General features: G+C 73.5%; 24 protein-coding genes and 2 riboswitches. Of the genes, 8 read left to right on the top strand and 16 right to left on the bottom strand.

Annotated elements, in window-relative coordinates:
* Position 1 precedes the first annotated feature (1 nt).
* Together ACBJ59_RS31000 and cobG are read right to left on the bottom strand one after the other, a co-directional pair.
* Positions 2-622 (bottom strand): precorrin-8X methylmutase, encoded by a 621-nt coding sequence (locus ACBJ59_RS31000; RefSeq protein ID WP_375113742.1) that lies wholly within the window; start codon positions 620-622, stop codon positions 2-4.
* Entirely contained in the window at positions 619-2019 is a 1401-nt protein-coding gene (cobG, locus tag ACBJ59_RS30995; protein WP_375113741.1) for a precorrin-3B synthase, read from the bottom strand. Before cobG ends, ACBJ59_RS31000 begins: the two co-directional genes overlap by 4 nt.
* Positions 2020-2021: 2 nt before the next feature.
* A riboswitch (cobalamin riboswitch) is annotated at positions 2022-2147 on the top strand.
* Between the two features lie 53 nt (positions 2148-2200).
* Between cobG and cobN the strand changes: the two genes are divergently transcribed.
* The gene (gene cobN, locus ACBJ59_RS30990; protein ID WP_375113740.1) at positions 2201-5881 is read left to right on the top strand and encodes a cobaltochelatase subunit CobN; all 3681 of its coding nucleotides are present in this window, start codon (positions 2201-2203) and stop codon (positions 5879-5881) included.
* On the opposite strand, the gene ACBJ59_RS30985 is transcribed toward cobN, so the two are convergent.
* The 6 genes from ACBJ59_RS30985 to ACBJ59_RS30960 are packed head-to-tail and all read right to left on the bottom strand — an operon-like array spanning position 5836 to position 11587.
* Positions 5836-7149, bottom strand: a complete 1314-nt coding sequence (locus ACBJ59_RS30985) for a cobyrinate a,c-diamide synthase (protein ID WP_375113866.1) — start codon at positions 7147-7149, stop codon at positions 5836-5838. The genes cobN and ACBJ59_RS30985 overlap by 46 nt on opposite strands.
* An 8-nt stretch (positions 7150-7157) precedes the next feature.
* Positions 7158-7760 carry a cob(I)yrinic acid a,c-diamide adenosyltransferase gene (gene cobO, locus ACBJ59_RS30980; protein ID WP_364130644.1) on the bottom strand — a complete coding sequence of 201 codons (603 nt, stop codon included), beginning with the start codon at positions 7758-7760 and terminating at the stop codon, positions 7158-7160.
* Between the two features lie 3 nt (positions 7761-7763).
* On the bottom strand, positions 7764-9929 hold the full coding sequence (locus ACBJ59_RS30975) for a VWA domain-containing protein (protein ID WP_375113739.1): 2166 nt from the start codon (positions 9927-9929) through the stop codon (positions 7764-7766).
* Entirely contained in the window at positions 9881-10570 is a 690-nt protein-coding gene (locus tag ACBJ59_RS30970) for a histidine phosphatase family protein (RefSeq protein WP_375113738.1), read from the bottom strand. Before ACBJ59_RS30970 ends, ACBJ59_RS30975 begins: the two co-directional genes overlap by 49 nt.
* A gap of 9 nt (positions 10571-10579) precedes the next feature.
* Positions 10580-11374: a CbtA family protein gene (locus ACBJ59_RS30965; protein WP_375113737.1), complete on the bottom strand. Its 795-nt coding sequence runs from the start codon at positions 11372-11374 to the stop codon at positions 10580-10582.
* A 21-nt stretch (positions 11375-11395) separates the two neighbouring features.
* The gene (locus ACBJ59_RS30960) at positions 11396-11587 is read right to left on the bottom strand and encodes a CbtB-domain containing protein (protein ID WP_364130656.1); all 192 of its coding nucleotides are present in this window, start codon (positions 11585-11587) and stop codon (positions 11396-11398) included.
* 34 nt (positions 11588-11621) lie between these two features.
* Positions 11622-11751: riboswitch (cobalamin riboswitch) on the bottom strand.
* Between the two features lie 188 nt (positions 11752-11939).
* On the opposite strand from ACBJ59_RS30960, the gene ACBJ59_RS30955 reads away from it, so the two are divergent.
* A complete protein-coding gene (locus ACBJ59_RS30955; protein WP_375113736.1) occupies positions 11940-12293 on the top strand; it encodes an STAS domain-containing protein in 354 nt (117 codons plus the stop codon).
* An 18-nt stretch (positions 12294-12311) separates the two neighbouring features.
* Here ACBJ59_RS30955 and ACBJ59_RS30950 read toward each other — a convergent pair whose 3' ends face one another.
* Positions 12312-13037 carry a hypothetical protein gene (locus tag ACBJ59_RS30950; protein ID WP_375113735.1) on the bottom strand — a complete coding sequence of 242 codons (726 nt, stop codon included), beginning with the start codon at positions 13035-13037 and terminating at the stop codon, positions 12312-12314.
* 180 nt (positions 13038-13217) lie between these two features.
* Positions 13218-13709 carry a nitroreductase/quinone reductase family protein gene (locus tag ACBJ59_RS30945; protein WP_375113734.1) on the bottom strand — a complete coding sequence of 164 codons (492 nt, stop codon included), beginning with the start codon at positions 13707-13709 and terminating at the stop codon, positions 13218-13220.
* 95 nt (positions 13710-13804) lie between these two features.
* Between ACBJ59_RS30945 and ACBJ59_RS30940 the strand changes: the two genes are divergently transcribed.
* Positions 13805-14461 carry a TetR/AcrR family transcriptional regulator gene (locus ACBJ59_RS30940; protein WP_375113733.1) on the top strand — a complete coding sequence of 219 codons (657 nt, stop codon included), beginning with the start codon at positions 13805-13807 and terminating at the stop codon, positions 14459-14461.
* Here the strand turns inward: ACBJ59_RS30940 and ACBJ59_RS30935 are convergent.
* The gene (locus tag ACBJ59_RS30935) at positions 14401-14904 is read right to left on the bottom strand and encodes a hypothetical protein (protein ID WP_375113732.1); all 504 of its coding nucleotides are present in this window, start codon (positions 14902-14904) and stop codon (positions 14401-14403) included. The two genes, ACBJ59_RS30940 and ACBJ59_RS30935, sit on opposite strands and share 61 nt — an antisense overlap.
* Before the next feature lie 95 nt (positions 14905-14999).
* Here ACBJ59_RS30935 and ACBJ59_RS30930 point away from each other — a divergent pair, with 95 nt between their 5' ends.
* A complete protein-coding gene (locus ACBJ59_RS30930; protein ID WP_375113731.1) occupies positions 15000-15554 on the top strand; it encodes a TetR/AcrR family transcriptional regulator in 555 nt (184 codons plus the stop codon).
* Positions 15555-15605: 51 nt separating this feature from the next.
* Here the strand turns inward: ACBJ59_RS30930 and ACBJ59_RS30925 are convergent, their stop codons facing one another.
* Positions 15606-15959: a hypothetical protein gene (locus ACBJ59_RS30925; RefSeq protein WP_375113730.1), complete on the bottom strand. Its 354-nt coding sequence runs from the start codon at positions 15957-15959 to the stop codon at positions 15606-15608.
* Positions 15960-16078: 119 nt separating this feature from the next.
* Positions 16079-16975: an RNA polymerase sigma factor SigJ gene (sigJ, locus tag ACBJ59_RS30920; RefSeq protein ID WP_375113729.1), complete on the bottom strand. Its 897-nt coding sequence runs from the start codon at positions 16973-16975 to the stop codon at positions 16079-16081.
* 149 nt (positions 16976-17124) lie between these two features.
* On the opposite strand from sigJ, the gene ACBJ59_RS30915 reads away from it, so the two are divergent.
* Entirely contained in the window at positions 17125-17631 is a 507-nt protein-coding gene (locus ACBJ59_RS30915; RefSeq protein WP_375113728.1) for a carboxymuconolactone decarboxylase family protein, read from the top strand.
* Between the two features lie 25 nt (positions 17632-17656).
* Here the strand turns inward: ACBJ59_RS30915 and ACBJ59_RS30910 are convergent, their stop codons facing one another.
* Positions 17657-18061: a cupin gene (locus ACBJ59_RS30910; RefSeq protein WP_375113727.1), complete on the bottom strand. Its 405-nt coding sequence runs from the start codon at positions 18059-18061 to the stop codon at positions 17657-17659.
* A 12-nt stretch (positions 18062-18073) separates the two neighbouring features.
* Positions 18074-18970, bottom strand: coding sequence for an alpha/beta hydrolase (locus ACBJ59_RS30905; protein WP_375113726.1), 897 nt, complete (start codon positions 18968-18970; stop codon positions 18074-18076).
* 116 nt (positions 18971-19086) lie between these two features.
* Here ACBJ59_RS30905 and ACBJ59_RS30900 point away from each other — a divergent pair, with 116 nt between their 5' ends.
* Entirely contained in the window at positions 19087-20121 is a 1035-nt protein-coding gene (locus ACBJ59_RS30900; protein WP_375113725.1) for a PucR family transcriptional regulator, read from the top strand.
* 9 nt (positions 20122-20130) lie between these two features.
* Here ACBJ59_RS30900 and ACBJ59_RS30895 read toward each other — a convergent pair whose 3' ends face one another.
* Positions 20131-20589, bottom strand: a complete 459-nt coding sequence (locus ACBJ59_RS30895; RefSeq protein ID WP_375113724.1) for a hypothetical protein — start codon at positions 20587-20589, stop codon at positions 20131-20133.
* A gap of 216 nt (positions 20590-20805) precedes the next feature.
* Here ACBJ59_RS30895 and ACBJ59_RS30890 point away from each other — a divergent pair, with 216 nt between their 5' ends.
* Together ACBJ59_RS30890 and ACBJ59_RS30885 are read left to right on the top strand one after the other, a co-directional pair.
* Complete coding sequence (locus tag ACBJ59_RS30890) at positions 20806-21888, top strand: Gfo/Idh/MocA family oxidoreductase (RefSeq protein WP_364130701.1); 1083 nt, start codon at positions 20806-20808, stop codon at positions 21886-21888.
* Between the two features lie 79 nt (positions 21889-21967).
* Positions 21968-22747 carry a neutral zinc metallopeptidase gene (locus tag ACBJ59_RS30885; RefSeq protein ID WP_375113723.1) on the top strand — a complete coding sequence of 260 codons (780 nt, stop codon included), beginning with the start codon at positions 21968-21970 and terminating at the stop codon, positions 22745-22747.
* The last annotated feature ends 12 nt before the right edge of the window (positions 22748-22759 follow it).

Here is a 22759-nt window from a genome sequence, read left to right as displayed (position 1 = left end):
TTCACTCCGTCTCGCCGGCGATGGCGTTGACCGCCGCCGCAGTCATCGCACTGCCGCCGCGACGGCCGTGCACCACCAGGTACTCCAGGTCGCTGTCCGCCAGCGCGCGCTTGGATTCGGCCGCGCCGATGAAGCCGACGGGGATGCCGAGGACCGCCGCCGGTCGGCCCGCGCCCTCGGCGACCAGCTCCAGCAGCCGGAACAGGGCGGTCGGCGCGTTGCCGATCGCCACCACCGCGCCGTCCAGCCGGTCGCGCCACAACTCCAGGGCGGCGGCGCTGCGGGTGGTGCCCAGCCTTCCGGCCAGCTCCGGGACCCGGGGATCGCCCAGCGTGCACACCACCTCGTTGGCGGCGGGCAGCCTGCTGATGGTCACCCCGGAGGCCACCATCCGCGCGTCGCACAACACCGGGGCGCCCCCGCGCAGGGCTCGCCGCGCCCGCGTCACCACCTCGCTCGACCAGTCCAGGTCCGCCACCAGGTCGGTCATGCCGCAGGCGTGGATCATCCGCACCGCCACCTGCGCCACCTCGGGCGGCAGGCCGGTGAGATCGGTCTCGGCGCGGATGGTCGCGAACGAGCGCCGGTAGATCTCGGCGCCGTCGCGGATGTAGTCGGTCACTGGCGGTGTTCCTCGTATCCGTCGGTGGTGGCGATCAGCTGGACGACCCGGCCGCTCGGCAGGCCGCAGCGCCGCTCACATCCGGCCCAGTGCACGGGTGTCTCGGGCGCCTCGTCCAGGCCGGCCACCCAGCGGCGGGCGTCGGCCTGGACGTCCGCCCGGGACTTCGCGCAGCCGGGGCGGCCGGTGCAGGCGGTGACGCCGGCCCAGGGGGAGCCGGGGTCGGTGGCGAGGCCGGCGATGTCGAGCGCGTCCGTGATGCGGTCGGCCTCGGCGGGGGAGAGGTCCAGCAGCACGGCGGTCCGCCAGGGGGTCAGGCGGATGACGCCGCCGCCGGCCAGCGCCCGCGCCTGCCCGGGCGACAACCGGCCCAGCGGTACGACCACCTCGACCGCCACCCGCCCGTCCCGCTGCGCCACCCGCCCGGCCCGCTGCGCCACCCGCCCGGCCCGCGCCCGGCCCGGCCCGTCCCGCTCCCCGCCCGCGCCGCCTCTTGCGCTTGCTGGTGCCGCGTCGATGGCGGCCGGGTTGCTGGTAGCCGGGTTGATGGAGGCTGGGTCGCCTGTCGCGGGGCCGGTCAAGCGGGCGGTGATCCGGGCGGGGCCGTCCGGGAGCTCGTGGAGGCGCCACGCTCCGGCGCCGTCCTCGCGGGACCGCTCGTCGAGGAACGCCTCGGCGGCGGCGATCATGAGCGGGACGGCGGAGTCCGGGCCGGTGGTCAGCCCGGTGTCCGAGCCCGCCAGCAGCAGCCGCCCGTTCCGAGGGGCCATCGGCGGTGGCTCGTCCCGAGGGGCAGTCGGCGCCCGTGGCCCCGTGCCAGGACTCGCCGCGCCCTCGCCGGGAAGGGGTGCGAAGGTGACGTCCGCGCCGAGACCGGTCACGTCGCCCGTGCCGTCGTCCAGGGCGAACAGGAAGCGCCCGGGCAGTTCCGCCAGGCGCGGGTGCGCGCACAGGGCCTCGTCCAGTGCCCGTACCAGCGGCTGCGGGTCCAGGTGGCCCCCGGGGCCCCGCCCGCCGAGCGGGGAGGCGACGATGTTGCGGACCCGCTCGTGGGCCGGGGACGGCAGCAGGCCCGCCGCCGCGATCCGGGAGGCGAAGGCGGTGGGCGAGCGCAGGCCGCGGACCTGCACGTTCGCTCTCGACGTCAGCTCGATCACGCCCGAGCCGAGGTCGGCCGCGCAGGACGCCAGCTCGCGCAGCTGCGCGGGCGACACCGCGCCGCCGGGGAGGCGGACGCGGGCCAGCGGGCCGTCGGCGGCCTCGTGCACCTGTAGCGCTCCCGGACAGGCGTCAGGGCGGACACGTCCGGAAAAGTCAGCTATGGACACGATCAGGATGGTAACGCCACTTATGGGGCGGGTCGGTTCTGCCGTAGGCTCCTGCGTAGGCGATGGCATGGGAGGAAGCCGGTGCGAAACCGGCGCGGTCCCGCCACTGTGACCGGGGAGCGAACCCCACCGCAGGCCACTGCCCGGCGACGGGTGGGAAGGCCGGGGTGAGCGCTGATCCGGGAGCCAGGAGACTCCAGCCGTCGCGACACCCGCTACCGGGGCGAGGACCCCGAGGGAGGATCGTGCCGTGCCCGGCGACAGCCGTACCGTCCTGCTGCTCTCCACCTCCGACACCGACCTGCTGAGCGCCCGGGCCAGCGGAGCGGCCTACCGGTCAGGCAATCCCGCCCGCCTGACGGCCGACGACCTGCCCGCCCTGCTGGAGGGCGCCGACCTGGTCGTGGTACGCCTGCTCGGTGGCCGCCGCGCCTGGGCGGAGGGCCTCGACGCGCTGCTGGCCGGGCCGCGCCCGGTGGTGGTGCTCGGCGGGGAGCAGGCGCCGGACGCCGAGCTGATGGAGCTGTCCGCCAAATACGGTGGGGTCAGCGGCGGCGTCTGCGCCGAGGCGCACGCCTACCTGGCGCACGGCGGGCCGGCCAACCTGGCGGAGCTGCACACGTTCCTGTCCGACACCGTCCTGCTGACCGGCCACGGCTTCGCCCCGCCCGCGCCCGCCCCCGCCTGGGGCCGGCTGGAGCGCGCCGCGCACCGCCAGGACGGGCCCGTGATCGGCGTGCTCTACTACCGGGCGCACCACATGGCGGGCAACACGGCGTTCGTCGAGACGTTGTGCCGGGCCGTCGAGGACGCGGGCGGGCAGGCGCTGCCCGTCTACTGCTCGTCGCTGCGTACGGCCGAGCCCGAGCTGCTCGACACCCTGCGCGCGGCCGACGCGCTGGTGGTGACGGTGCTGGCGGCGGGCGGCTCGCGACCGGCGACCGCGAGCGCGGGCGGTGACGACGAGGCGTGGGACGTCGGCGCGCTGGCGGCCCTGGACGTGCCGATCCTGCAGGGCCTCTGCCTGACCACCTCGCGGCAGGCATGGGAGGAGAACGACGACGGGCTCTCGCCGCTGGACGCGGCCTCGCAGGTGGCGATCCCGGAGTTCGACGGGCGGATCATCACGGTGCCGTTCTCGTTCAAGGAGATCGACGAGGACGGGCTGACCGTCTACGTGGCCGACCCCGAGCGGGCCGCCCGGGTGGCGGGCATCGCCGTACGGCACGGGCTGCTGCGGCACACGCCCCCCGACCGGCGCCGGCTGGTGGTGATGTTGTCGGCGTACCCGACCAAGCACTCCCGCGTCGGCAACGCCGTCGGGCTGGACACGCCCGCCAGCACCGTCCGGTTGCTGGCCCGGCTCGCCGAGGCCGGCTACGACCTGGGCGGCGGCTTCCCCGGCGTGGCCGAGCAGGACGGCGACGCGCTCATCCACGCCCTGATCGCCGCCGGGGGACAGGACCAGGACTGGCTGACCGAGGAGCACCTGGCCGGCAACCCGGTACGCATCTCCGCCGCCTCGTACGAGCGCTGGTACCGCACGCTCCCCGCCGACCTGCGCGCCGGGATCGAGCGGCACTGGGGCCCGCCGCCGGGGGAGCTGTTCGTGCATGAGGGCGACAGCGGGACCGACATCGTCCTGGCCGCGCTGCGGGCCGGGAACCTGGTGGTCATGGTGCAGCCGCCACGCGGCTTCGGCGAGAACCCGATCGCCATCTACCACGACCCCGACCTGCCGCCCAGCCACCACTACCTGGCCGCGTACCGGTGGTTGTCGGACGAGTTCGGCGCGCACGCGATGGTGCACGTCGGCAAGCACGGCAACCTGGAGTGGCTGCCCGGCAAGTCGGCCGGGATGTCCGCCGCGTGCGGCACCGACGCGGCCATCGGCGACCTGCCGCTGATCTACCCCTTCCTCGTCAACGACCCGGGGGAGGGGACGCAGGCCAAGCGGCGCGCGCACGCCGTGCTGGTGGACCACCTGGTGCCGCCGATGGCCCGCGCCGACACCTACGGGGACATCGCCCGGCTGGAGCAGCTCCTCGACGAGCACGCCACGATCGCCGCCATGGACCCGGCCAAGCTGCCCGCGATCAGGGCGCAGATCTGGACGCTGATCCAGGCCGCCCGGCTCGACCACGATCTGGGGCTGGCGGACCGGCCGCACGACAGCGAGTTCGACGACTTCATCCTGCACGTGGACGGCTGGCTGTGCGAGGTGAAGGACGCGCAGATCCGCGACGGCCTGCACGTGCTCGGCCAGGCGCCGGAGGGGCAGGTGCGGGTGGACCTGGTGCTGGCGATGTTGCGGGCCCGGCAGATGTGGTCCGGCCGGGAGACGCTGCCGGGCCTGCGCGAGGCGCTCGGCCTGGCCGAGGACGGCACGGCCGGGCTGGGAGCCGTGGACCGGGCGGAAGCCACGGCCCGCGCCCTGGTGGAGGGGATGGAGCGGCGCGGCTGGGCACCGGACGCGGCCGGCGAGGTCGCCCGCGCCGTCATCCCGGCCGGCGAGGCCGCCCGGGGAGTCCTCGCGGCCGATGGGGTCGCCGACGGCCCCCTTCCGGCCGACGAGGAGCGGGTGGAGCTGGTCGCGCGCGTGCTGACCTTCGCCGCCACCGAGATGGTGCCGCGCCTGGCCCGCACCACCGACGAGCTGGACCACGTCCTGCACGCCCTCGACGGCGGCTACGTCCCGGCCGGGCCCAGCGGCTCGCCCCTGCGCGGCCTGGTGAACGTGCTGCCGACCGGCCGCAACTTCTACTCGGTCGATCCGCGGGCGGTGCCCAGCCGGCTGGCCTGGGAGACCGGCCAGGCGATGGCCGACTCCCTGCTGGAGCGCTACCGGGCCGACACCGGCGGGTGGCCGCGCTCGGTGGGGCTGTCCGTCTGGGGCACCAGCGCCATGCGTACGGCGGGCGACGACGTGGCCGAGGTGCTGGCCCTGCTCGGCATCCGCCCCGAGTGGGACGAGGCGTCGCGCCGGGTCACCGGCCTGGAGCCGATCCCCCTCGCCGAGCTCGGCCGGCCCCGGATCGACGTGACGGTACGCATCAGCGGCTTCTTCCGCGACGCCTTCCCCCACGTGGTGAGCATGCTCGACGACGCCGTACGGCTGGCCGCGGGCCTGGACGAGCCGGACGAGGACAACTACGTGCGTGCCCACGTCACCCGGACCGGCGGCGACGAGCGCCGGGCGACGATGCGGATCTTCGGCTCGGCCCCCGGCGCGTACGGTGCCGGGCTGCTGCCGCTCATCGACAGCCGCAACTGGCGCGACGACGCCGACCTGGCCGAGGTGTACGCGGTGTGGGGCGGCTTCGCCTACGGCCGCGACCTCGACGGCGTCGCCGCCCGCCCGCAGATGGAGGACGCCTACCGCCGGATCGCCGTGGCCGCCAAGAACGTCGACACCCGCGAGCACGACATCGCCGACTCCGACGACTACTTCCAGTACCACGGCGGCATGGTCGCCACCGTCCGCGCGCTCACGGGGAAGGCGCCGGCCGCGTACGTGGGCGACAGCACCCGGCCCGACGCCGTACGCACCCGCACGCTCTCGGAGGAGACCGCCCGGATCTTCCGCGCCAGGGTCGTCAACCCGCGCTGGCTGGCCGCCATGCGCCGGCACGGCTACAAGGGCGCGTTCGAGCTGGCCGCGACCGTCGACTACCTGTTCGGCTACGACGCCACCACCGGCGTGATGGCGGACTGGATGTACGACAGGCTCACCGAGGCGTACGTGCTCGACCCCGAGAACCAGGAGTTCATGGCCCGCTCGAACCCGTGGGCGCTGCACGGCATCGCCGAACGCCTCCTCGAGGCCGCCGAGCGCGGCATGTGGCAGCACCCGGACCCGGAGATCCTGCGCGGCCTGCAGGAGGTCTACCTCAAGACCGAAGGCGACCTGGAGGACGACACCAGCCGCTGAGCCAGGCCGGGCGCCCCGGCCCAGTGCAGGTGCAGGTAGGACGCGGTCACGCGGGCGTCGCCGTACCCGTCGGCGCCGCCGTCCCAGCGGAACAGCGGCTCGCCCGCGTACTCGACGGTCGTGCGGTGGAACTCGTGCCCCCGCAGGCGCTCGCCCGCCCTCGTGAGCGGCGAGCGCCTCAGCGCGACGGCGTCCCGGTAGCCGAGCGTCAGCCGGGACGTCATCCGCGCCCGCCCGGGAACCCGTCCGCACATGCGCTGCCCGTCCAGCTCGTCGCACAGGTACAGCAGCCCCGCGCACTCGGCGGCGATCGGGCCGGGGAAGGCCGCCACCTGCTCGCGCAGCGGGGCGTTGGCGGCCAGTTCGGCGGCGTACACCTCGGGGAACCCGCCGCCGATCACGAGCGCGGCGGCGCCGTCGGGCAGCCTCTCGTCACGCAACGGGTCGAACACCGCCACCTCCGCTCCTGCGGCCCGCAGCAGCTCGACGTGCTCGGCGTACCCGAACGTGAACGCCGCCCCGCCCGCCACCGCCACCACCGGCCGCTCGCGGACGGCCGCGTACGGAGGCGTCCATGGGGCGGCGTCCAGCGGGGGAGCCGACCTCGCCAGGCGCAACAGCGCGTCGAGGTCGCACGACCGGGCCACCAGCGCGGCCAGCCGCTCCACCGAGGCCACCGCCTCGCTCACCCGCTCGGCCGCCGGGACGAGCCCCAGATGCCGCGACGGCGTCGCCACGCCGTCGTCACGCCGGATCGCCCCCAGCACCGGCACGCCCGCCGCCTCCAGCGCGGCCCGGCACAGCTCCTCGTGCCGGTCCGAGCCCACCCGGTTGAGCACCACCCCGCCCACCCGCACCCGGGGGTCGAACGTGGCGAACCCGTGCACCACGGCCGCCACCGACCTGCTCTGCCGCGCCGCGTCCACGACCAGCACCACGGGCGCCGCCAGCAGCCGCGCGACGTGCGCGGTCGAGGCGAAGTCCGTGGCCCCCCTGCCGTCGAACAGGCCCATCACGCCCTCGACCACCGCCACGTCGCACCCCGCCGCGCCGTGCCGGAACAGCGGGCCCACCCGCTCCTCACCGACCAGCCACGGATCCAGGTTCCGTCCCGGACGGCCGGTGGCCAGCGCGTGGTATCCGGGGTCGATGTAGTCGGGCCCCACCTTGTGCGGCGAGACCTTCAGCCCCCGCCCCCGCAGCGCCGCCATCAGGCCCGTGGCCACCGTCGTCTTCCCGCTCCCCGACGACGGCGCCGCGATCACCAGTCGCGGAACTACCACTCGATACCCTTCTGCCCTTTCTGCCCGGCGTCCATGGGATGGCGTACCTTGCCCATCTCCGTCACCAGGTCGGCCACCTCGATCAGCCGCTCCGGCGCGTCCCTGCCGGTGATCACCACGTGCTGGTTGCCCGGCCGCCCGGTGAGTGCCGCCAGCACGTCGTCGAGCTCCAGCCAGCCCCACTTCAGCGGGTACGTGAACTCGTCCAGCACGTAGAACCGGTACGTCTGGGCCGCCAGGTCACGCTTGATCTGCTCCCAGCCCTCCCGGGCGTCGGCCGCGTGGTCCTCCTCGGTGCCGGGCCGCTGGATCCAGGACCAGCCCTCGCCCATCTTGTGCCAGGTCACCGTGCCGCCCTCGCCCGTGTCGCCGAGCACCTTGAGCGCCCGCTCCTCGCCGATGCGCCACTTGGCCGACTTCACGAACTGGAACACCCCGACGGGCCACCCCTGGTTCCAGGCCCGCAACGCCATCCCGAAGGCGGCCGTCGACTTGCCCTTGCCCGGGCCGGTGTGGACGATCAGCAGCGGCCTGGTACGGCGCTGCCGGGTGGTGAGGCCGTCGTCCGGCACGACGGCCGGCTTCCCCTGCGGCATGACTCAGACCACCTTCCGGTAACCACGATCGCCTCTATGGTCAGCTGCCGCCCGCCTGTGATCGCGGACGACCGACCCGAGATCGGCGAGGTCATCGAGCGGAACGAGCCGGGCCCGCAGCCGGGACGCCAGCCGCCCGGCCAGGCCGAGCCGTACCGGCCCGCTCTCGCAGTCGACGACCACCGACGCCGTACCCGCCAGCAGCCCGGCCGCCCGGTCCACGTCCCCGCCCGCCGTGACGCGCCCATCGGTCACCACCACCAGCAGCGGCCGCCTGGCCGGATCCCGCAGCCGCTCCACCCGCAGCACCTCCGCCGCCCGCACCAGCCCGGCCGCCAGCGGAGTACGCCCGCCGGTGGGCAGCGAACGCAACCGCGCCGCACCCGCCTCCACCGACGACGTGGGCGGCAGCGCCACCTCGGCACCCGCGCCCCGGAACGTCACCAGCCCCACCTTGTCGCGCCGCTGGTAGGCGTCGAGCAGCAGGCTGAGCACGGCCGTCTTGACCACCGCCATCCGCCTGCGCGCCGCCATCGAGCCGCTCGCGTCCACCACGAACAGCACGAGGTTGCCCTCCCTGCCCTCACGCATCACCTCACGCAGGTCGTCGCCGCGCAGCACCAGCCCCGGCCCGCCGCGCCCGCGTTCCCTCTGGTGCGGGGCGGCCGCCAGCAGCGTCGCGGTCACGTGCAGATCGCGCACCGGCCCGGAGGGGCGGCGCGACCCGGTGGCCCGGCCGCGCGGGGTCCGCGAGCGCGACCGCCGCCCGGACGCCCCCTCCCCGAGCCCCGGCACCTCCAGCAACGGCACCCGGTACGGCGCCATCACCCCGTCCACCCGCCCGTCCACCCGATCGGCGCCCCCACCGTCCTGGCCCTCACCCGGAGACCCGTCGTCCCCACCCGCATCCGCCCCCTCGCCAGAAGGACCACCGCCCGCCCCACCACGATCGTCCGCTTTGCCACGATCGTCCGTCCGGCCACGATCGTCGGCACCGCCACGATCGTCCGAGCCGCCACGATCATCTGGGCCGCCACGATCATCTGGGCCGCCACGATCATCTGGGCCGCCACGATCATCTGGGCCGCCACGATCGTCCGGGCCACCACGACCATCTGGGCCGTCCGGACTGTCGCTCCCGTCCGGATCGTCATCCTCCGAGGTGCGCTCCAGCAGCTCATCGAGCAGCGCCTCATCCAGCCCCGGCGCGTCGAACGGATCCCGCCGTCTCCGGTGCGGCAACGACAGCCGGGCCGCCGCGCGTACGTCTGCCACGCTCACCACCGCCCGCCCCTGCCAGGCCGCATGGGCGATCGCCGCGCTCGCCGTGACCAGGTCGGCTCGCAGCCCGTCCACCTCGAAGGCCGCGCAAACCGTGGCGATCTGCCGCAGCCGCGCGTCGGGCAGCCGTACGCCCGCCACCCGCTCCCGGGCCGTGACGATCCGCCCCGCCAGCTCCGACTCCTCCCGCGCCCACCGCGCCGCGAACGCCGCCGGGTCCGCGTCGAAGGCCAGCCGCCTCCGCACCACCTCGGCCCGCTCCCCGGGATCGCGCGACGCCCTGACCTCGACCGTCAGCCCGAACCTGTCGAGGAGCTGCGGCCGCAGCTCTCCCTCCTCCGGGTTCATGGTGCCCACCAGCAGGAACCGGGCGGCGTGCCGGACCGAGACGGACTCGCGCTCGACGTAGCAGGTCCCAAGGGCGGCCGCGTCGAGCAGCAGGTCCACGAGGTGGTCGTGCAGCAGGTTCACCTCGTCGACGTACAGGACGCCGCGGTGCGCGGCGGCCAGCAGCCCCGGCTCGAACGCCTTCACGCCCTCCGTCAGCGCCCGCTCCACGTCGAGCGATCCCGCCAGGCGATCCTCGGACGCACCGACAGGCAACTCCACCAGCGCGGCCGGACGGCTCACGCCATCGACACCGCTCTCATGCGGACCGTCCGGGCATCCGGGGTCGGGCGCCGCCGGGTCGCAGGCAAAGCGGCAACCGGCCACCACGTCCACGGCGGGCAGCTGGGCCGCGAGCGCGCGTACGATCGTGGACTTGGCAGTGCCCTTCTCACCGCGTACGAGCACGCCGCCCACCCGGGGTGAGACCGCGTTGAGCACCAGCGCCAGCTTCAGGTCGTCGAGCCCGACGACCGCGCTGAACGGGTAGGTGTTGACCAAGACAGAACCTTCCGGTTGACATGAGCGACCCGCCGGCCAGTTCGCGTGACGGTCAGCTCGGTGAAGGACAGCGGCGCGATGTCGAAACGGGCGGTGCTGAGCGGATCCAGCCCCAGCGCATGCCCGAGCGCCGCCCGGATCACACCGACATCACAGATGACGACCACCTCAGGGCGTACGGCGCCGGCGGGTTGCGCCCGGCCGGTGACCGCCTCGGGGTGGGTGGGATTCTGGCGTACCGCTTCCAGCCAGTCCCCGACCCGTTCGGCGAGAGCGGCCAGGCTCTCGCCGCCGTGCGGGGCCGCGTGCGGATCCGCCAGCCATCTGGCCAGCGCCTCCGGCTCCTCCCGCGCGACCTGTTCATACGTCAGCCCGCCCCACCGGCCGCAGTCGGCTTCCCTGAGGGCCGGAGCCACGCGCGCCTCCAGCCCCATCGCGGCGGCGGTCTGCCACGCGGCCCGCACGGGCGAGACCCAGACAGCCGCGCCCGCCATGACTCCCGGTGCGGTCCAGCCCGCCATGGCGGCCAAGGAGGCGGCTCTGGCGAGGCCGGCCGGGTCGGCGTTGGTGTGGTCGGTGTCCGTGGCGCCGGGGAAACGGGCAGCCCGCATCCCCGGCGTCGTCGCGTGCCGGACGAACAACAACCGAGCTCAGCCCGGCTCGACGGCGGCACCGGCAGCGCCGCCGGTACGAGTTGCACCGGCCGTACGAGCCGGGTCGGCCTGAACCGCTCGGGCCGCTCTGTCGCTCACCCACCCGAACAGCACGCCGAACGCCGCCCAGAAGACGAGTTGCGTGCCGAGCGAGGCGAGCCTGAACTCCCACAGCAGCGTGGCGGGGAACCCGGCGGGCACCTCGTGCACCGGTGGCAGCAGCACCCACGCCGCCACCACCGGAACCAGGAAGGAGCCCACCGCCGAGACCCACCGGACCCACGGATCCGCGGAGCTCGCCCGGCGGGCCGTGGCCACCGCGACCGCCACCGCGGCCAGCCCGACGAGGACCATCACCACGTACAGCAGAGTGCGGTTGCCGATCGTCGCCGGGTCACCGACAGCGGGCGGGTTGGCTGGATATTTCACGAAAGGGACGAGGATGACGGCGACGAAGGCCGTACCGGCGGAGGCCAGGGCCAGCCGCCCGTCCGAGCGCGACCCGACCCGGCCCCGCAGGCCCGCGAACACGAGGGCGAACACGCCGCCCACGGCCAGCCCGTAGAGCCCGGTGGCCAGGAAGAGCCCCGCCTTCTGCACGGGCCTGCTGACCTCGGCCCCTTCGCCGTGATCGTGACCCTCGTGCGCCTCTGCCGGAGCGGCCCGGGTCTGGGCCGCGGCCGCCTCCTCCAGGGCGATCGCGCTGTCCACGCGCGGTTCCCCGAAGACGAAGGCGAAGCCGCCCGCGACCGATCCGGCCAGCAGGCCTACGAGCAGACCTCTGACCAGCAAGTTCCGTACCATGCCGGGGCCTCAGTGGCACGGCACGCCGAGCAGGTGCCGCCCGTCGTGCATCAGCTCGTGCAGGAACGCGCCCGTCTGGGACACGGCGCCGTTGTCCATCAGGACCAGGTACGCGACGAGCAGCAGCAGTGCCACGGCCGGCAGCCAGGCGCGCAGGCGTGGAAAGGGGATGGTGGTGGTGGGAGTGGTCAGATCACTCATGCAAAAGCCTCCTCAGGGATGACGCGTCCCGCCTTCGAGGTCACGGCTGCCAAGCGACCTGGCTCCCGGGATCTACGTCCCGGATACAGTGGCGCGTCCGCACCGGCATCTCACCGGATTTCCCTTGGACAACCGTGAAATCTACCGGAACGTATCTGTTCCTCCTGTTCGCGTCAATACGTCCCGGCCGATGGGCTGGTGGGTGAGGGGGCCTGAGCGCCGGGGTCCCCGGAGTGAGTCCGGGGAGTTCAGGCGGGCGGGCCTTTCTTGACGAGACGCCGGGAGTGGGAGGGTTAAATTCGGGACCTTTGGCCCTAGCGCGGCGTGATGGGCCGGTCTTAGGTTCCCCCTCATGTCGTCCCCGATGGACCCTCACCTGCCGGGAGGGGAGGCTGGCCTGGTCCTTCAGGTGACCCGGACGGACGACCAGGTGGTGATCAGGGCGTCCGGAGAGCTCGACCTGGCCTCGGAGTCGGTCTTCCGCGCGTGCGTGGCCCGCGTGCTCGCCCAGCGGGGCACCCATCTCCTGCTCGACCTGGGCCAGGTGGGTTTCATCGACGCCCGCGGCCTGGCCGTGCTGGTCGCCGCGCGTAACCAGGCGGTGGCGGGGCGGGGGAGCCTGCGGGTGACGAGGAGCTCGCGGAGTGTCGTACGGCTGCTGGAGATCACCGGCCTCGACCGCGTGTTCCCGCCGCCGACCGGCTGACCCGCCGGCCCGCGCCGGTCAGTGGGGCGGGCGCTGGGCGTGGCCGTGAGCGGCCTCGGCTGCGCTGCAACTGCTCTCCCCGGGCATCGCCTGGACGCGGGAGGGCCACCAGACCTGTACGTCCCCCGGCCGGACGCGGGCGAACAGGCACACCCCCGGCCGCTCCCGCAACGCGATGCCGATCACCCCGTCGACCTCGGCCACGTCCTTGCCGATGCGGTCGTCCAGGTCCAGCCGGTCGACGACCTCGCGGGCGGCCGCCAGGTCGGGGGTTGCGGGCAGGCGCGTCTTCAGCCACTCGTACGCGGTGCGGGGGATCTCCGCCGGGGCGCGGAAGGAGCGCGGCTCGCCCGCCGGGCAGTCGACCTCGGCCACGCCCGTGTCGGAGTAGGAGACCGAGATCTCGAAGCACACGACGGCCACCGCGGCGGGACTCGGGGAGCTCGTCCTGCCGAGCGGCTCACCGTCCCGATCCACCGGGCTCGTGGCGCGGATCCGCAGCAGGACGCGTCCCTGGTCGCTGACGCTGTACCTGGTGCCGGTCACGGAGTACACGTCGACGTCCGCGTCGCGGGAGAGCGCGTGGCCGATGTCCTCCGAGTTCCAGGACAGGCCGCGGCCGAGCCGCTCGGCGATCTGTTCGGCGTGGGTACGGGCGGCGCGGGCCGCGGGATCCTCGCTGCAGGCGGTGAGGGCGAGCATCGCGGCGATGCACAGGGCGCTGGACAACCGGAGGAGGAGCATGATCTCTGACTACCTCACCACTCCGGCCGGGGCCGCCTGCCGTGTTCGGAAGGTGACATTCGGCGGCTGATCAGGGCAGGGAAGCGTGGTCTCGGGCGGGGAACGTGATGATCCCGGCATCGGCCCGCGCCGGGTTCGTGACCCCGGCGGCTCACGGGGGCGACCGGCCAGGGGACGCGGTCACCGTGTCTCGACCGGGGTGATGCGGAAGACCGGATACCGCGCGGCGATCCGCTCGAACTCAGCCAGCGGCGCCCGCCGGTCCACCGGGATGTGGGTGCGGCCGCCCGGCGAGACGGCCAGGTAGCGGCGGAGGACGGGCGCACGGTCCCCGGCGTCCACCTCGTCCAGACGTACGGTCTCCTGCCGGCCGTGCCGCAGCACCGCCAGCCCGCCGGCCGCGCGGACATTGCGCACCCAGTTGGTCTCCTGGCCGAGCATCGCCACCAGGTAGCGCTCGCCCTCGTGGTCCGCGACGACCAGCGGGAAGGAGATGACCCGCCCGGTACGCCGGCCCGGCACCCGCAGGGTCACCATCCGCTCCGGTTGCAGCACCCCGGTCGCGAAGACGGTGGCCCAGACGCGGTTGATCGCCCGGGCCAGCCGGTTGGGCCGGCCGCCGCGGTACAGCCAGCGGTCGAAGCGGTGCGTACGTGTCGATTCAGCACTCATGCGTGGCGTCTCCTTGTACTGTACAGCGTTCATGAACACTGTACAGGAACGCTGTACATGAACATTGCACAGGAGAACGTGCGTACAGTGGTCAGGTGGCTTCGGAGAAACTGACCCGCCAGGCCGTCGTCGATCGGGCGATGAAGATCGCCGACACCGACGGGCTCCAGGCGGTCACCATCCGCCGGCTCGCCGCTGAGCTCGGCGTCGCGCCCACGGCGCTGTACTGGCACGTCAAGAACAAGGACGAGCTGCTGTCCGCGCTCGCCGACCACCTGCTCGCGCCGCTCGTCGCCGGCCTGGCGCCGGACCGGCCCTGGGCTGAGCGCCTCCGCGCGGTCGTCACCGCGCTGGTGGAACAGACGCGCGCGCACCCCTACCTGTCCGCCCTCCTGCCGGTGATCGACAAGAGCGCGGCCGAGGGATACCTGCGGGCCACCGACACCGTGATCGGGCTGCTCGCCGAGGCCGGGTTCACGCCGCGGCAGGCCGACCAGGTGGCCTCCTACCTGCTGCTGGGCGCGACGGCGACGGTGTCCTGCCAGCCCGGTGGCGTGGACGGCGACGAGGAGGCGAGCGCGGAGCTCAGGCGGCAGCAGCGCCTCGACCTGGAACGCCTGCCTCCCGGCCGCTACCCCCACCTGGCCGCCTTCGCCGCCACCCTGTCCGACCCGCCCGACCTCGACGCCTACTACTCCTTCGGCATCGATCTCCTGCTGTCCGCGGTGGCGGCCATGGCACCGAAGGCCTGACCCGGCCGCGCCGCCAGGATGACGAGCCCGCCGGCGACGACCCCGGCGACGTACGGGGAGGGCACGAGAAGGACGCCGCCCAGCGCGCACCACGCCGCGAGTGCCCACCCGATCCCGGCGGGCACGGGGACCCCGCGCCCGGCGAGGTGCCAGGTCAGGCAGCCCAGGAGAATCAGGGGCACGGAGAAGCTGCCCGGCCCGGCCCAGAAGGTGACCTTGTTCTGCAGGGACGCCACCGTCTGAACGGCATCCCCGTCCAGGAGCGGGACGGCCGCCCACAGTCCCCTGTCCACCCACCCGGAGACGTTTTCCCAGGTGAGGAGGGCCAGTAAGGACAGGTGCCCCGCTCCGAGCACGAGCATGATCCCGCTTGCCCAGCGGAGCATCCGCTGGCCCGAGCTCATGGCGACGTCCCTGGTGTGCGCGCTCTTCGGCAGCCTCATGAGAGCTCCTTCTCGGCGTATTTATATGTTGGCTAACACAGGCTATACCGATCAGCATTTGATCTGTCGTCGGGCATACCTGTTAGATGGGCCGCATGGCCACGCGACGTGACGAGAGGACTCAGGAGAGCCGCCGGCTGCTGGTGGCGGCTGCCGCCGAGCTCTTCGCCGAGAAGGGATACCGGCAGACGAGCTTCGTCGACATCGCCGACAAGGCCGGCATCAGCCGCGGCTCCATCCCGTGGCATTTCGGAAACAAGCTCGGCCTGCTGGAGGCGGTGATCGACGACCAGCTCCAGGCGGTGCTGGCCCGGTTCGGCGCGCCCGCCGATGATCCGCTCGGGCAGGTCGTCGACTTCATCCAGGTGCCGGCCACCCGCCTGTTCATCACGCTGCTCGCCGAGGCCGTCGAGGTGGGCTCGCCGATCCGCGAGCACTACGCGCGCCTCCACGCGGCGCTTCGCCAGGGGGTACGCGCCCGGATCCCGGCCGAGGCGCTGCCCCCGGGCGTCACCCCGGAGGCGTTCACGGTCGCGCTGGTGGGGACGATCATCGGCGTACACGCCCAGTGGCGGATCGCTCCCGAGGCGGTCGACCTCGAAGCCGTCCACACCGCGATCCGCGCCCTGTTGCCCGCGGGCCTCGCATAGCGGCGGGCCTCGCAAAGACCCGCGGGACTCGGACAGACCCCCGGGGTCGGTTCAGGACGGCTGCCGGCGGACGGCCGGGAGCCGGCTGAGTTGAAGGACGCTCACGCCGAACAGCAGCACCCCCAGGGGGAAGTGCAGGGGCGTCGCGGCTGCGATGCCGAGCGCTATCTGCGCGAGCGTGAGCCCGAAGAACCCGGCCGCGTACAGGGCGGTCCTGGGGGAGCCGCCGCCCGGCCGCCACAGCAGGATCGCGACGATCAGGTGCAGCAGCGCCGCGGTGAACACCCCGTACGCCGAGATGCTGTGCAGCACCCGTTCGCTGGGCGAGGTCAGCAGCAGTCCGGCGGTGATCGGCGCGGCGAGGAGGGCGAGGGTCTGCAGGATGATCGCGACACGCAGGAACACGGCTGACTCCTTGACGACGGTGGGGCAGGGGCGGACGACGGCCGGGACGCGGGAAGCGTCCTGGCCGGTGTCGCAGGAGTCCGACGACACAACCGCCGGGAATGTGAGGTGAGGCCGATCTACTGCTGCGGTACCGCCGCCCAGGGCCGGAGCTTCTCGGGGTTGCGCACTGCCCAGATGCGCGTGATCCGGTCGTCCGCGACGTCGAACGCCATCACCGCCACGGTGACGCCGTCCACCACGCCCACCAGACCGGGCTGGCCGTTGACGGTCTGCTCCTGGATCGTCATGGCGGGCGCCAGGCCGGCGAGGGTCAGGGCGTAACGCACGATCTGCTCCGCGCCCTCCACCGGCCGGATCACGGTGTTGGCCAGGCCGCCGCCGTCGGCGATCACCTTGGCGTCGGGGTCGAGGAGGCCGATGAGGGCGTCGATGTCCTTGGCCTCCCAGGCCAGCTTGAAGTCCCTGACGATGCCGGCGCGCCGGGCCGTGGGGGTCGGGGACGCCTGGGACTCGCGGATGCGGCGGCGGGCCGAGGTGGCCAGCTGGCGGCAGGCCGCCGACGTGCGGCCGACGATCTCGGCCACCTCGGTGAAGGAGTAGCGGAAGACGTCGTGCAGGATGAACGCGACCCGCTCGGCCGGGGTCATCGATTCGAGCACGACGAGGAAGGCCATGTTGAGCGACTCGTCGAGGGTGACGCGGTCGGCCGGATCCGTGCCGGGCCGCGCGCTGACCCAGTCCGTACGGCCGGGCACCGGCTCCGGGATCCACTCGCCCACATAGCTCTCCCGCCGGGCCCGGGCCGAGCCGAGTAGGTCGAGGCAGATGCGGCTGGCGACCGTCGTCAGCCAGGCAGGGGGGTTCTCGATGGCCTCCCGCTGCCCCTCGGACATGGCGTACCAGCGGGCGTACGTCTCCTGCACGACGTCCTCGGCATCGGCCAGCGAACCGAGCAGGCGGTAGGCGAGATTGATCAGGTGACGCCGCTCGCTCATGATCGCGTGGGTGGTCATGGTGTCCTCGGTTCCCTCGGTGCGATTGCCTCACCGGATCGACGAGACACCGGGCCGGACTGTGAGGCGGGCGCGCCACCTCACAGTTTCGGCCGCCGGGTCGTCGTACTTGCTGAACATCATCCAGCACTCAAGAAGGAAGTTCTCCGATGTCCACACCCACGACGGCCGAGCAGGACAACCTCCAGTCGCGTCTGCCCGACCCGGCCGAGTTCTTTCCCGAGGTAGGGACGATCGCCGGAGCCATGACCAAGGCCACCATGAACGGTGCGATCCCGCGCACCACCGTCGGCCTGGTGCAGCTCCGCGCCGGGCAGATCGTCGGCAGCACTTACCACACCGTCCGGCAGAGCGACATCCTTCGCAAGTCGGGTGAGACGGAGGAGCGCATCACCGCCGTGGCCTCCTGGCGGGACGCTCCCTACTTCACCGGCGCCGAACGGATCGCGCTGGAGCTCGTCGAGGCCGTCCTCACCCCGAACCCGTCCGGGGAACGCGTCCCCGACGAGCTGTACGCCAGGGCGTCCGCGCACTACGACGACAAGGCACTCTGGACGCTCACCATCGCGATCGGCCAGATCTGCTTCTTCATCCCCGTCGCCCTCATCGCCAAGCCGATCCCCGGCAGGCCGATCGGGAAGAACTACAGCAAGTGACACCCGGGGCAGGCGCCGGCCCGTCCTACGGGCGGGCCGGCGCCTGCGCCGCGCGCCTCTCCAGGCGGCTGCCACGCGGCAGCGTGACGGCCATGATGTTGCTGGGGATGTCCAGCTCGATGCGGTGCCAGCGCCCGCGCGGCACGATGACCGCGGTCCCGGCCGCCAGCCTGATCTCCTCCTCCTGTTGCCCCGGCAGCTCCGGACGGAGGAAGAGCCGGATCTTCCCGACGAGGCACGACACGATCTCCTCGGCCTCGGGATGGACCTCCCAGTGGTCGGCGTGGACGTCGGCGCCGGTCTTCGCATGGAAGGCCGTCAGGCGCCAGCCGTCCTGGTCGGGGTCCGTCGTCCGTTTCCCGGCGCGGATCTCGCCGCCCTGGTGGAGGTGGATGGAGGCCGCCAGGAGATCGATCGGGGTGACGGTCATGCCGCGCCGACCTCAGCCGGCCATGGCCCGGCGCAACGCGGCGCCGAGTTCGGCGACCTGCCGCTGCGACACCTCGGCGGTCGGGATGGCCTGCGAGCCGTGGAAGGTGCCGGGCCACTGGTGCAGCTCGACCGGCACGCCCGCCTGCAGCAGGCGCAGCGCGTAGCCGATGCCCTCGTCGCGGAGCGGGTCGAACTCGGCGGTGGCGATGTGGGCGGGCGGCAGGCCGGACAGGTCGTCGGCGCGGGCCGGGGCGGCGTACGGCGTGGCCGGCGCGGAGCCCAGGTAGTGCCGCCATATCGCGGCCAGCTTGTCGCGGTACAGCCAGGGCGTGTCGGTGAAGTTCCGCGCCGACCAGGTCTCCAGCCGGTCGTCGAGCCCGGGCTGGTTGAGCAGCTGGAAGCGGATCGCCGGCCCCTGCTCCTCGCGCGCCCGCAGCGCCACCGCGGCCGCGAGCCCCCCGCCGGCGCTGTGCCCGCCGACCGCGATCCGCTCCGGATCGACGCCGAGCTCGGCGGCGTGCTCGGCCGTCCACTCCAGTACGGCGTAGGCGTCGTCGAGGGCGGCCGGGAACCGGTGCTCGGGGGCCAGCCGGAAGTCCACGGAGATCACCACCGCGCCGGAGTCGTCCGCGAGCCGGGCGGCCCACGGGTGGTCGGTGTCCAGACTGCCCATGACCAGCCCGCCGCCGTGCAGCCAGACGATGGCGCCCTGGGCCAGGTGCGGGCGATAGATCCGTACCGGCACGTCCGGGTCGGCGGGCACCGTACGGTCCTCGACCTTCATGCCCGAGATATCCGGTGCCGGCCGCATGGCGGCCCGCTCGGCGAAGACCTTGCGCGAGGCGATCGGATCGGCCAGATCGTCCTTGGGAAACATCGGGAGGAAAGGCTCCAGTTCGGGATCCATGCCGGCCATCCTGCCGGTCGCCACCCCGGAGTCCATCCGCCATCTGTCGGGCATTTCGCCCGGATCGCGCGTAGATCGGCGCAATCTTCTGGACAGGGAGGACCTATCCTCCTGGCATGGAGGCACTCGCCCAACGGCTGTCGCAACTGGACTCGCACGTCGAAGGCGCGATCCGCGTCGTCGCGTTCTACGACACGCTGATGCGCCGGCGGGTGGACCTCCCGGCGCTCGCGCGGGCCTCGGCCGGCCTGGCCGAGTGCGTGGCCGGGGTCCGGCTGCACGGCACGGGGCGGGTGATCCGCATGGCGCCCGACGGCAAGGAGGCGACCACCCCGCCGTCGCCCCCGTCCAGCACGGCGCCGATCACCCTCGACGACGAGGAGATCGGCACGGTGTGGCTGGAGCGCCCCGGCCGGCCCAGCCCCCTCGACGAGGTGCTGCTGGACCGGCTCGCCATCGCCGCCGCGGGGGTCGTCGAGAGGTACGGCCCCGCCCGCACCACCATGGCCGACCCGGCCCTCGTCGAGCTGGCGATCAGCGCCAACATCGACGAGGCGGCCAGGGCCCGGGCGCTCCGGCTCCTGGGTTTCGCCGCCGACCTGCCGATCCGCGTCGTCGCCGTACACTCGCGGCTGCCGCTCGACCAGGTCGGCGCCCTGGTCTGCCCGGCCCGCCCGGTCAAGGCGGCGCCGCTCGCCGACGCGGGCGTCATCCTGGCCACCACCCTGGATCCGGCCGGGATCCCGGCCGGCGTCCGCGCGGGCGTCGGCGGCGCCGAGAGCCCCGACCGGTCCTGGCAGCAGGCCCGCACCGCCCTCCGCTTCACCACCGCCCGCCGGCCGGTCGTCCACCACGGCGACCTGGGCGCCCTGGCGCTGCTGGCCGAGATCCCCCAGGACGCCGCCCGGGGCAACGCCGACGTGATCGCGATCGGCCGGCTGGCCGGCACCCCCGAAGACCTGGAGACCCTGGACGCCTACTGCGCCACCGGCTCCCTGCGGCAGGCCGCCGACCTCCTCCACCTGCACCACAGCAGCATCGCCCGCCGCCTCGAACAGATCGGCAGGAGCCTGGGCATCGACCTGACCGAGCCCACCGGCCTGACCCGGGCCAGGATCGCCCTCACCGCGTGGCGGCTGCTCGACGACTGACGAGACCCTCTAGGGGATCTTGTATTCCTGCGCCGCGCCGCAGTAGCTGATCCCGATCGGCGAGTTGCTGAACCGGCACACCTGCACGACCACCCGGTCGATGCTCCGCACCCCCGTCGGGTCGGACAGCCCGAAGGAGAGCTTGACCTGCTCGTTGTCCGCCTTGTACGTCTCGGAGTCCACGAGCTCGGTGCCGCGGTAACCGCGGAAGGTGGCCGTGGAGTGCAGGTTGTCGGGGAAGCAGACAGTCGGGCGGGCCTCGTCGTACAGCGAGCCTTCGATTTTGACGAGCGGCCGGACGACCGGACCGTCGTACCGTTCGATCGTGCCCTCCGTGACCCCGCGGCGGCACGAGTCGCCCGAGTCCGCGGCGAAGCTCACCGCCGTCTGGGCGGCCATGGCGGGTGGGGCGGCCAGGAGTCCGGCGGCGAGGACAGCACTCATCGTCAACCCGGTGAGCAGACGCACGACATCACCTTTCGTTGTGTGAGAAGATCCGGCACCCATCGTGGTGAGCGTCCGTCCGCCTGCCAGTGCCCGCGGTTACAGCCCGGCGATCGGGAAGCCGCGAGATCCTCTTCGCCGCCGTCGACGCCGCCGTCGACGCCGACGCCGACGGCGGGGCTTTTCGGCAGGCCGTATACGCTGTTGCGAGATCGCTCCCGTCCCCGAGGAGGTCCCTTCATGACCACGACGTTCGGCGCGATCGGCAGCGGGCGGCGGACCCGGTTCTTCCTGCGGCTGGCCGCGGCGATGCCGGACCGGCTGCGGGTCAGCGGCGTCGTGACGCGCAGCGCGGAGCGGGCCGGCGAGGTGACCGCCGAGTGGGGCGTACCGGCCTTCCCCTCGATCGACGACCTGCTCCGGCACGAGCGGCCCGACTACCTCGCCGCGGCGGTCCCGTGGGCCGCGATGCCGGACGCGATCCGCGCGGCGGTCGGGCATCGGATGCCGGTCCTGGCCGAGACGCCGCCCGCGCCCGACCTCGACGGGCTGCGGTCACTGTGGCGGGACGTGGGCGGCAGCGGCCTGGTCCAGGTGGCCGAGCAGTATCTGCTGATGCCCGGACACGCGGCCCGGCTGGCGCTCGTCCGGCAGGGCGTGATCGGCGAACCGACCTCGGTCCAGGTCTCCTCGACCCACCTGTACCACGCGGTGTCGATGATCCGCGGTCTGCTGGGCATCGGGTTCGACGCCGCCGAGGTACGCGCCTCGGCGTTCGAGGCGCCGCTCGCCGACCCGCTGGGGTTCGGCGGGTGGACCGGTGACGACACGCCGCGACGCCTGACCACGACCATCGCCACCCTCGACTTCGGCGGCCGGATGGGCCTGTACGACTTCACCGACAACCAGTGGTGGAACCCCCTGCGCATGCGCCGCATCGTGGTGCGCGGCTCGATCGGCGAGCTGGTGGACGACCGGGTGGTGCGGCTGGTCGACCCCTCGACGCCGGTGGAGTCGCGGCTGATCCGGCGCGACACCGGCATCGACCTCAACCTGGAGCTGCGCGACCTCAAGCACATCAGCTTCGACGGGCGCGTGGTCTACCGCAACCCGTTCGAGGGAGCGGCCCGGTCCGACGACGACATCGCGGTCGCGGACATCCTCGACCGCACGGGTGCCTGGGCCCGCCAGGAGGGCCCGCCTCCCTACCCGCTCGCCGAGGCGTGCCAGGACCACCTGATCAGCCTCGCCATCGGGGAGTCGGCGAGGACCGGTGCCCCGGTCACCACCGGCAAGGAGGCCTGGGCGGGATCGAGCATCTAGACTCCGGCTGGTGGGAAGTTGGCCGCCGCGGCCGGGCTCGCGACCGGTTCGCTCAGGCTTAGGGGCGTTCGCCGCCGGGGTGATCGGGTTCATCGCCCTGGCCGCGACGCTGGGACTGGTCCTGGGCCAGCTGGCCGCGCAGCGACCGCCTGCCCCGGCCCTCAGCTCGACCCCGCTGCCGGGCGCCGACGTCGTCACCGGGAGCCTGGAGCGGAACCCGATCTACGCGGCGTCCCCGCTGACGGGCGAATGCCGCGCCCCGGACACGGCTCGGCCGGCCTTCCTGCACGCCATGGCCGACTGCATGGACCGGTCATGGCAGGCACTCCAGGCGGCCAGCGGGCTTTCCTCCGGGCTGCCCACCCGGGTCTTCTGGTCCGAACCCGGCCGCGGCGCCTGCGGCGACTACCCGGAGCCGGACGCCGCCGCCTTCTACTGCCCCGTCAACAACGGCATCTACCTCGGGGTGGACGAGGAGGAGAACGCGATGGTCCTGACCGCGATCCTCGCCCATGAGTACGGGCACCACGTACAGGACAACGCGGGCATCGGCGACGCCGCCGCGGAGCGGGAGGTCTCCACCTCCGACGAGGGTGCGACGCTCGCCTTCAGCCGCCGCTACGAGCTCCAGGCCGACTGCTTCGCGGGCGTCTGGTTCGCCGCCGTCCGTGACTCGCTCCCGGTGTCCGCCGAGGACTGGCAGCTGGTGCTGGCGGATTTCGCCCGGAGAGGCGACGCGGGCGACGAGCGGACCCACGGGCGGGGTCAGCACGGCGCCGCCTGGCTGAACGGCGGGTTCCGGGGCGGCAGGCCGGGCCACTGCAACACGTGGACCGCCCCGGCGGCCGAGGTGGACTGATCGGCTGCCGCG

The sequence above is a fragment of the Nonomuraea sp. MTCD27 genome, assembly GCF_041950495.1.
In the GTDB taxonomy this organism is placed as follows: Bacteria; Actinomycetota; Actinomycetes; order Streptosporangiales; family Streptosporangiaceae; genus Nonomuraea.
The sequence above is the reverse complement of the archived record's forward strand: the minus strand, read 5'-3'. Positions and strand labels throughout refer to the sequence as shown.

Coding starts and splice junctions, on each gene's coding strand:
- cobG (WP_375113741.1), bottom strand. CDS start 2,019: ATGCCATCGCCTACGCAGGAGCCTACGGCAGAACCGACCCGCCCCATA.
- ACBJ59_RS30945 (WP_375113734.1), bottom strand. CDS start 13,709: ATGAGTGCTGAATCGACACGTACGCACCGCTTCGACCGCTGGCTGTAC.
- ACBJ59_RS30930 (WP_375113731.1), top strand. CDS start 15,000: ATGGCCACGCGACGTGACGAGAGGACTCAGGAGAGCCGCCGGCTGCTG.
- ACBJ59_RS30935 (WP_375113732.1), bottom strand. CDS start 14,904: ATGAGGCTGCCGAAGAGCGCGCACACCAGGGACGTCGCCATGAGCTCG.
- ACBJ59_RS30900 (WP_375113725.1), top strand. CDS start 19,087: ATGGAGGCACTCGCCCAACGGCTGTCGCAACTGGACTCGCACGTCGAA.
- ACBJ59_RS30960 (WP_364130656.1), bottom strand. CDS start 11,587: ATGAGTGATCTGACCACTCCCACCACCACCATCCCCTTTCCACGCCTG.
- ACBJ59_RS30910 (WP_375113727.1), bottom strand. CDS start 18,061: ATGACCGTCACCCCGATCGATCTCCTGGCGGCCTCCATCCACCTCCAC.
- cobO (WP_364130644.1), bottom strand. CDS start 7,760: ATGCCGCAGGGGAAGCCGGCCGTCGTGCCGGACGACGGCCTCACCACC.
- ACBJ59_RS30955 (WP_375113736.1), top strand. CDS start 11,940: ATGTCGTCCCCGATGGACCCTCACCTGCCGGGAGGGGAGGCTGGCCTG.
- ACBJ59_RS30905 (WP_375113726.1), bottom strand. CDS start 18,970: ATGGATCCCGAACTGGAGCCTTTCCTCCCGATGTTTCCCAAGGACGAT.
- ACBJ59_RS30890 (WP_364130701.1), top strand. CDS start 20,806: ATGACCACGACGTTCGGCGCGATCGGCAGCGGGCGGCGGACCCGGTTC.
- sigJ (WP_375113729.1), bottom strand. CDS start 16,975: ATGACCACCCACGCGATCATGAGCGAGCGGCGTCACCTGATCAATCTC.
- ACBJ59_RS30915 (WP_375113728.1), top strand. CDS start 17,125: ATGTCCACACCCACGACGGCCGAGCAGGACAACCTCCAGTCGCGTCTG.
- ACBJ59_RS30950 (WP_375113735.1), bottom strand. CDS start 13,037: ATGCTCCTCCTCCGGTTGTCCAGCGCCCTGTGCATCGCCGCGATGCTC.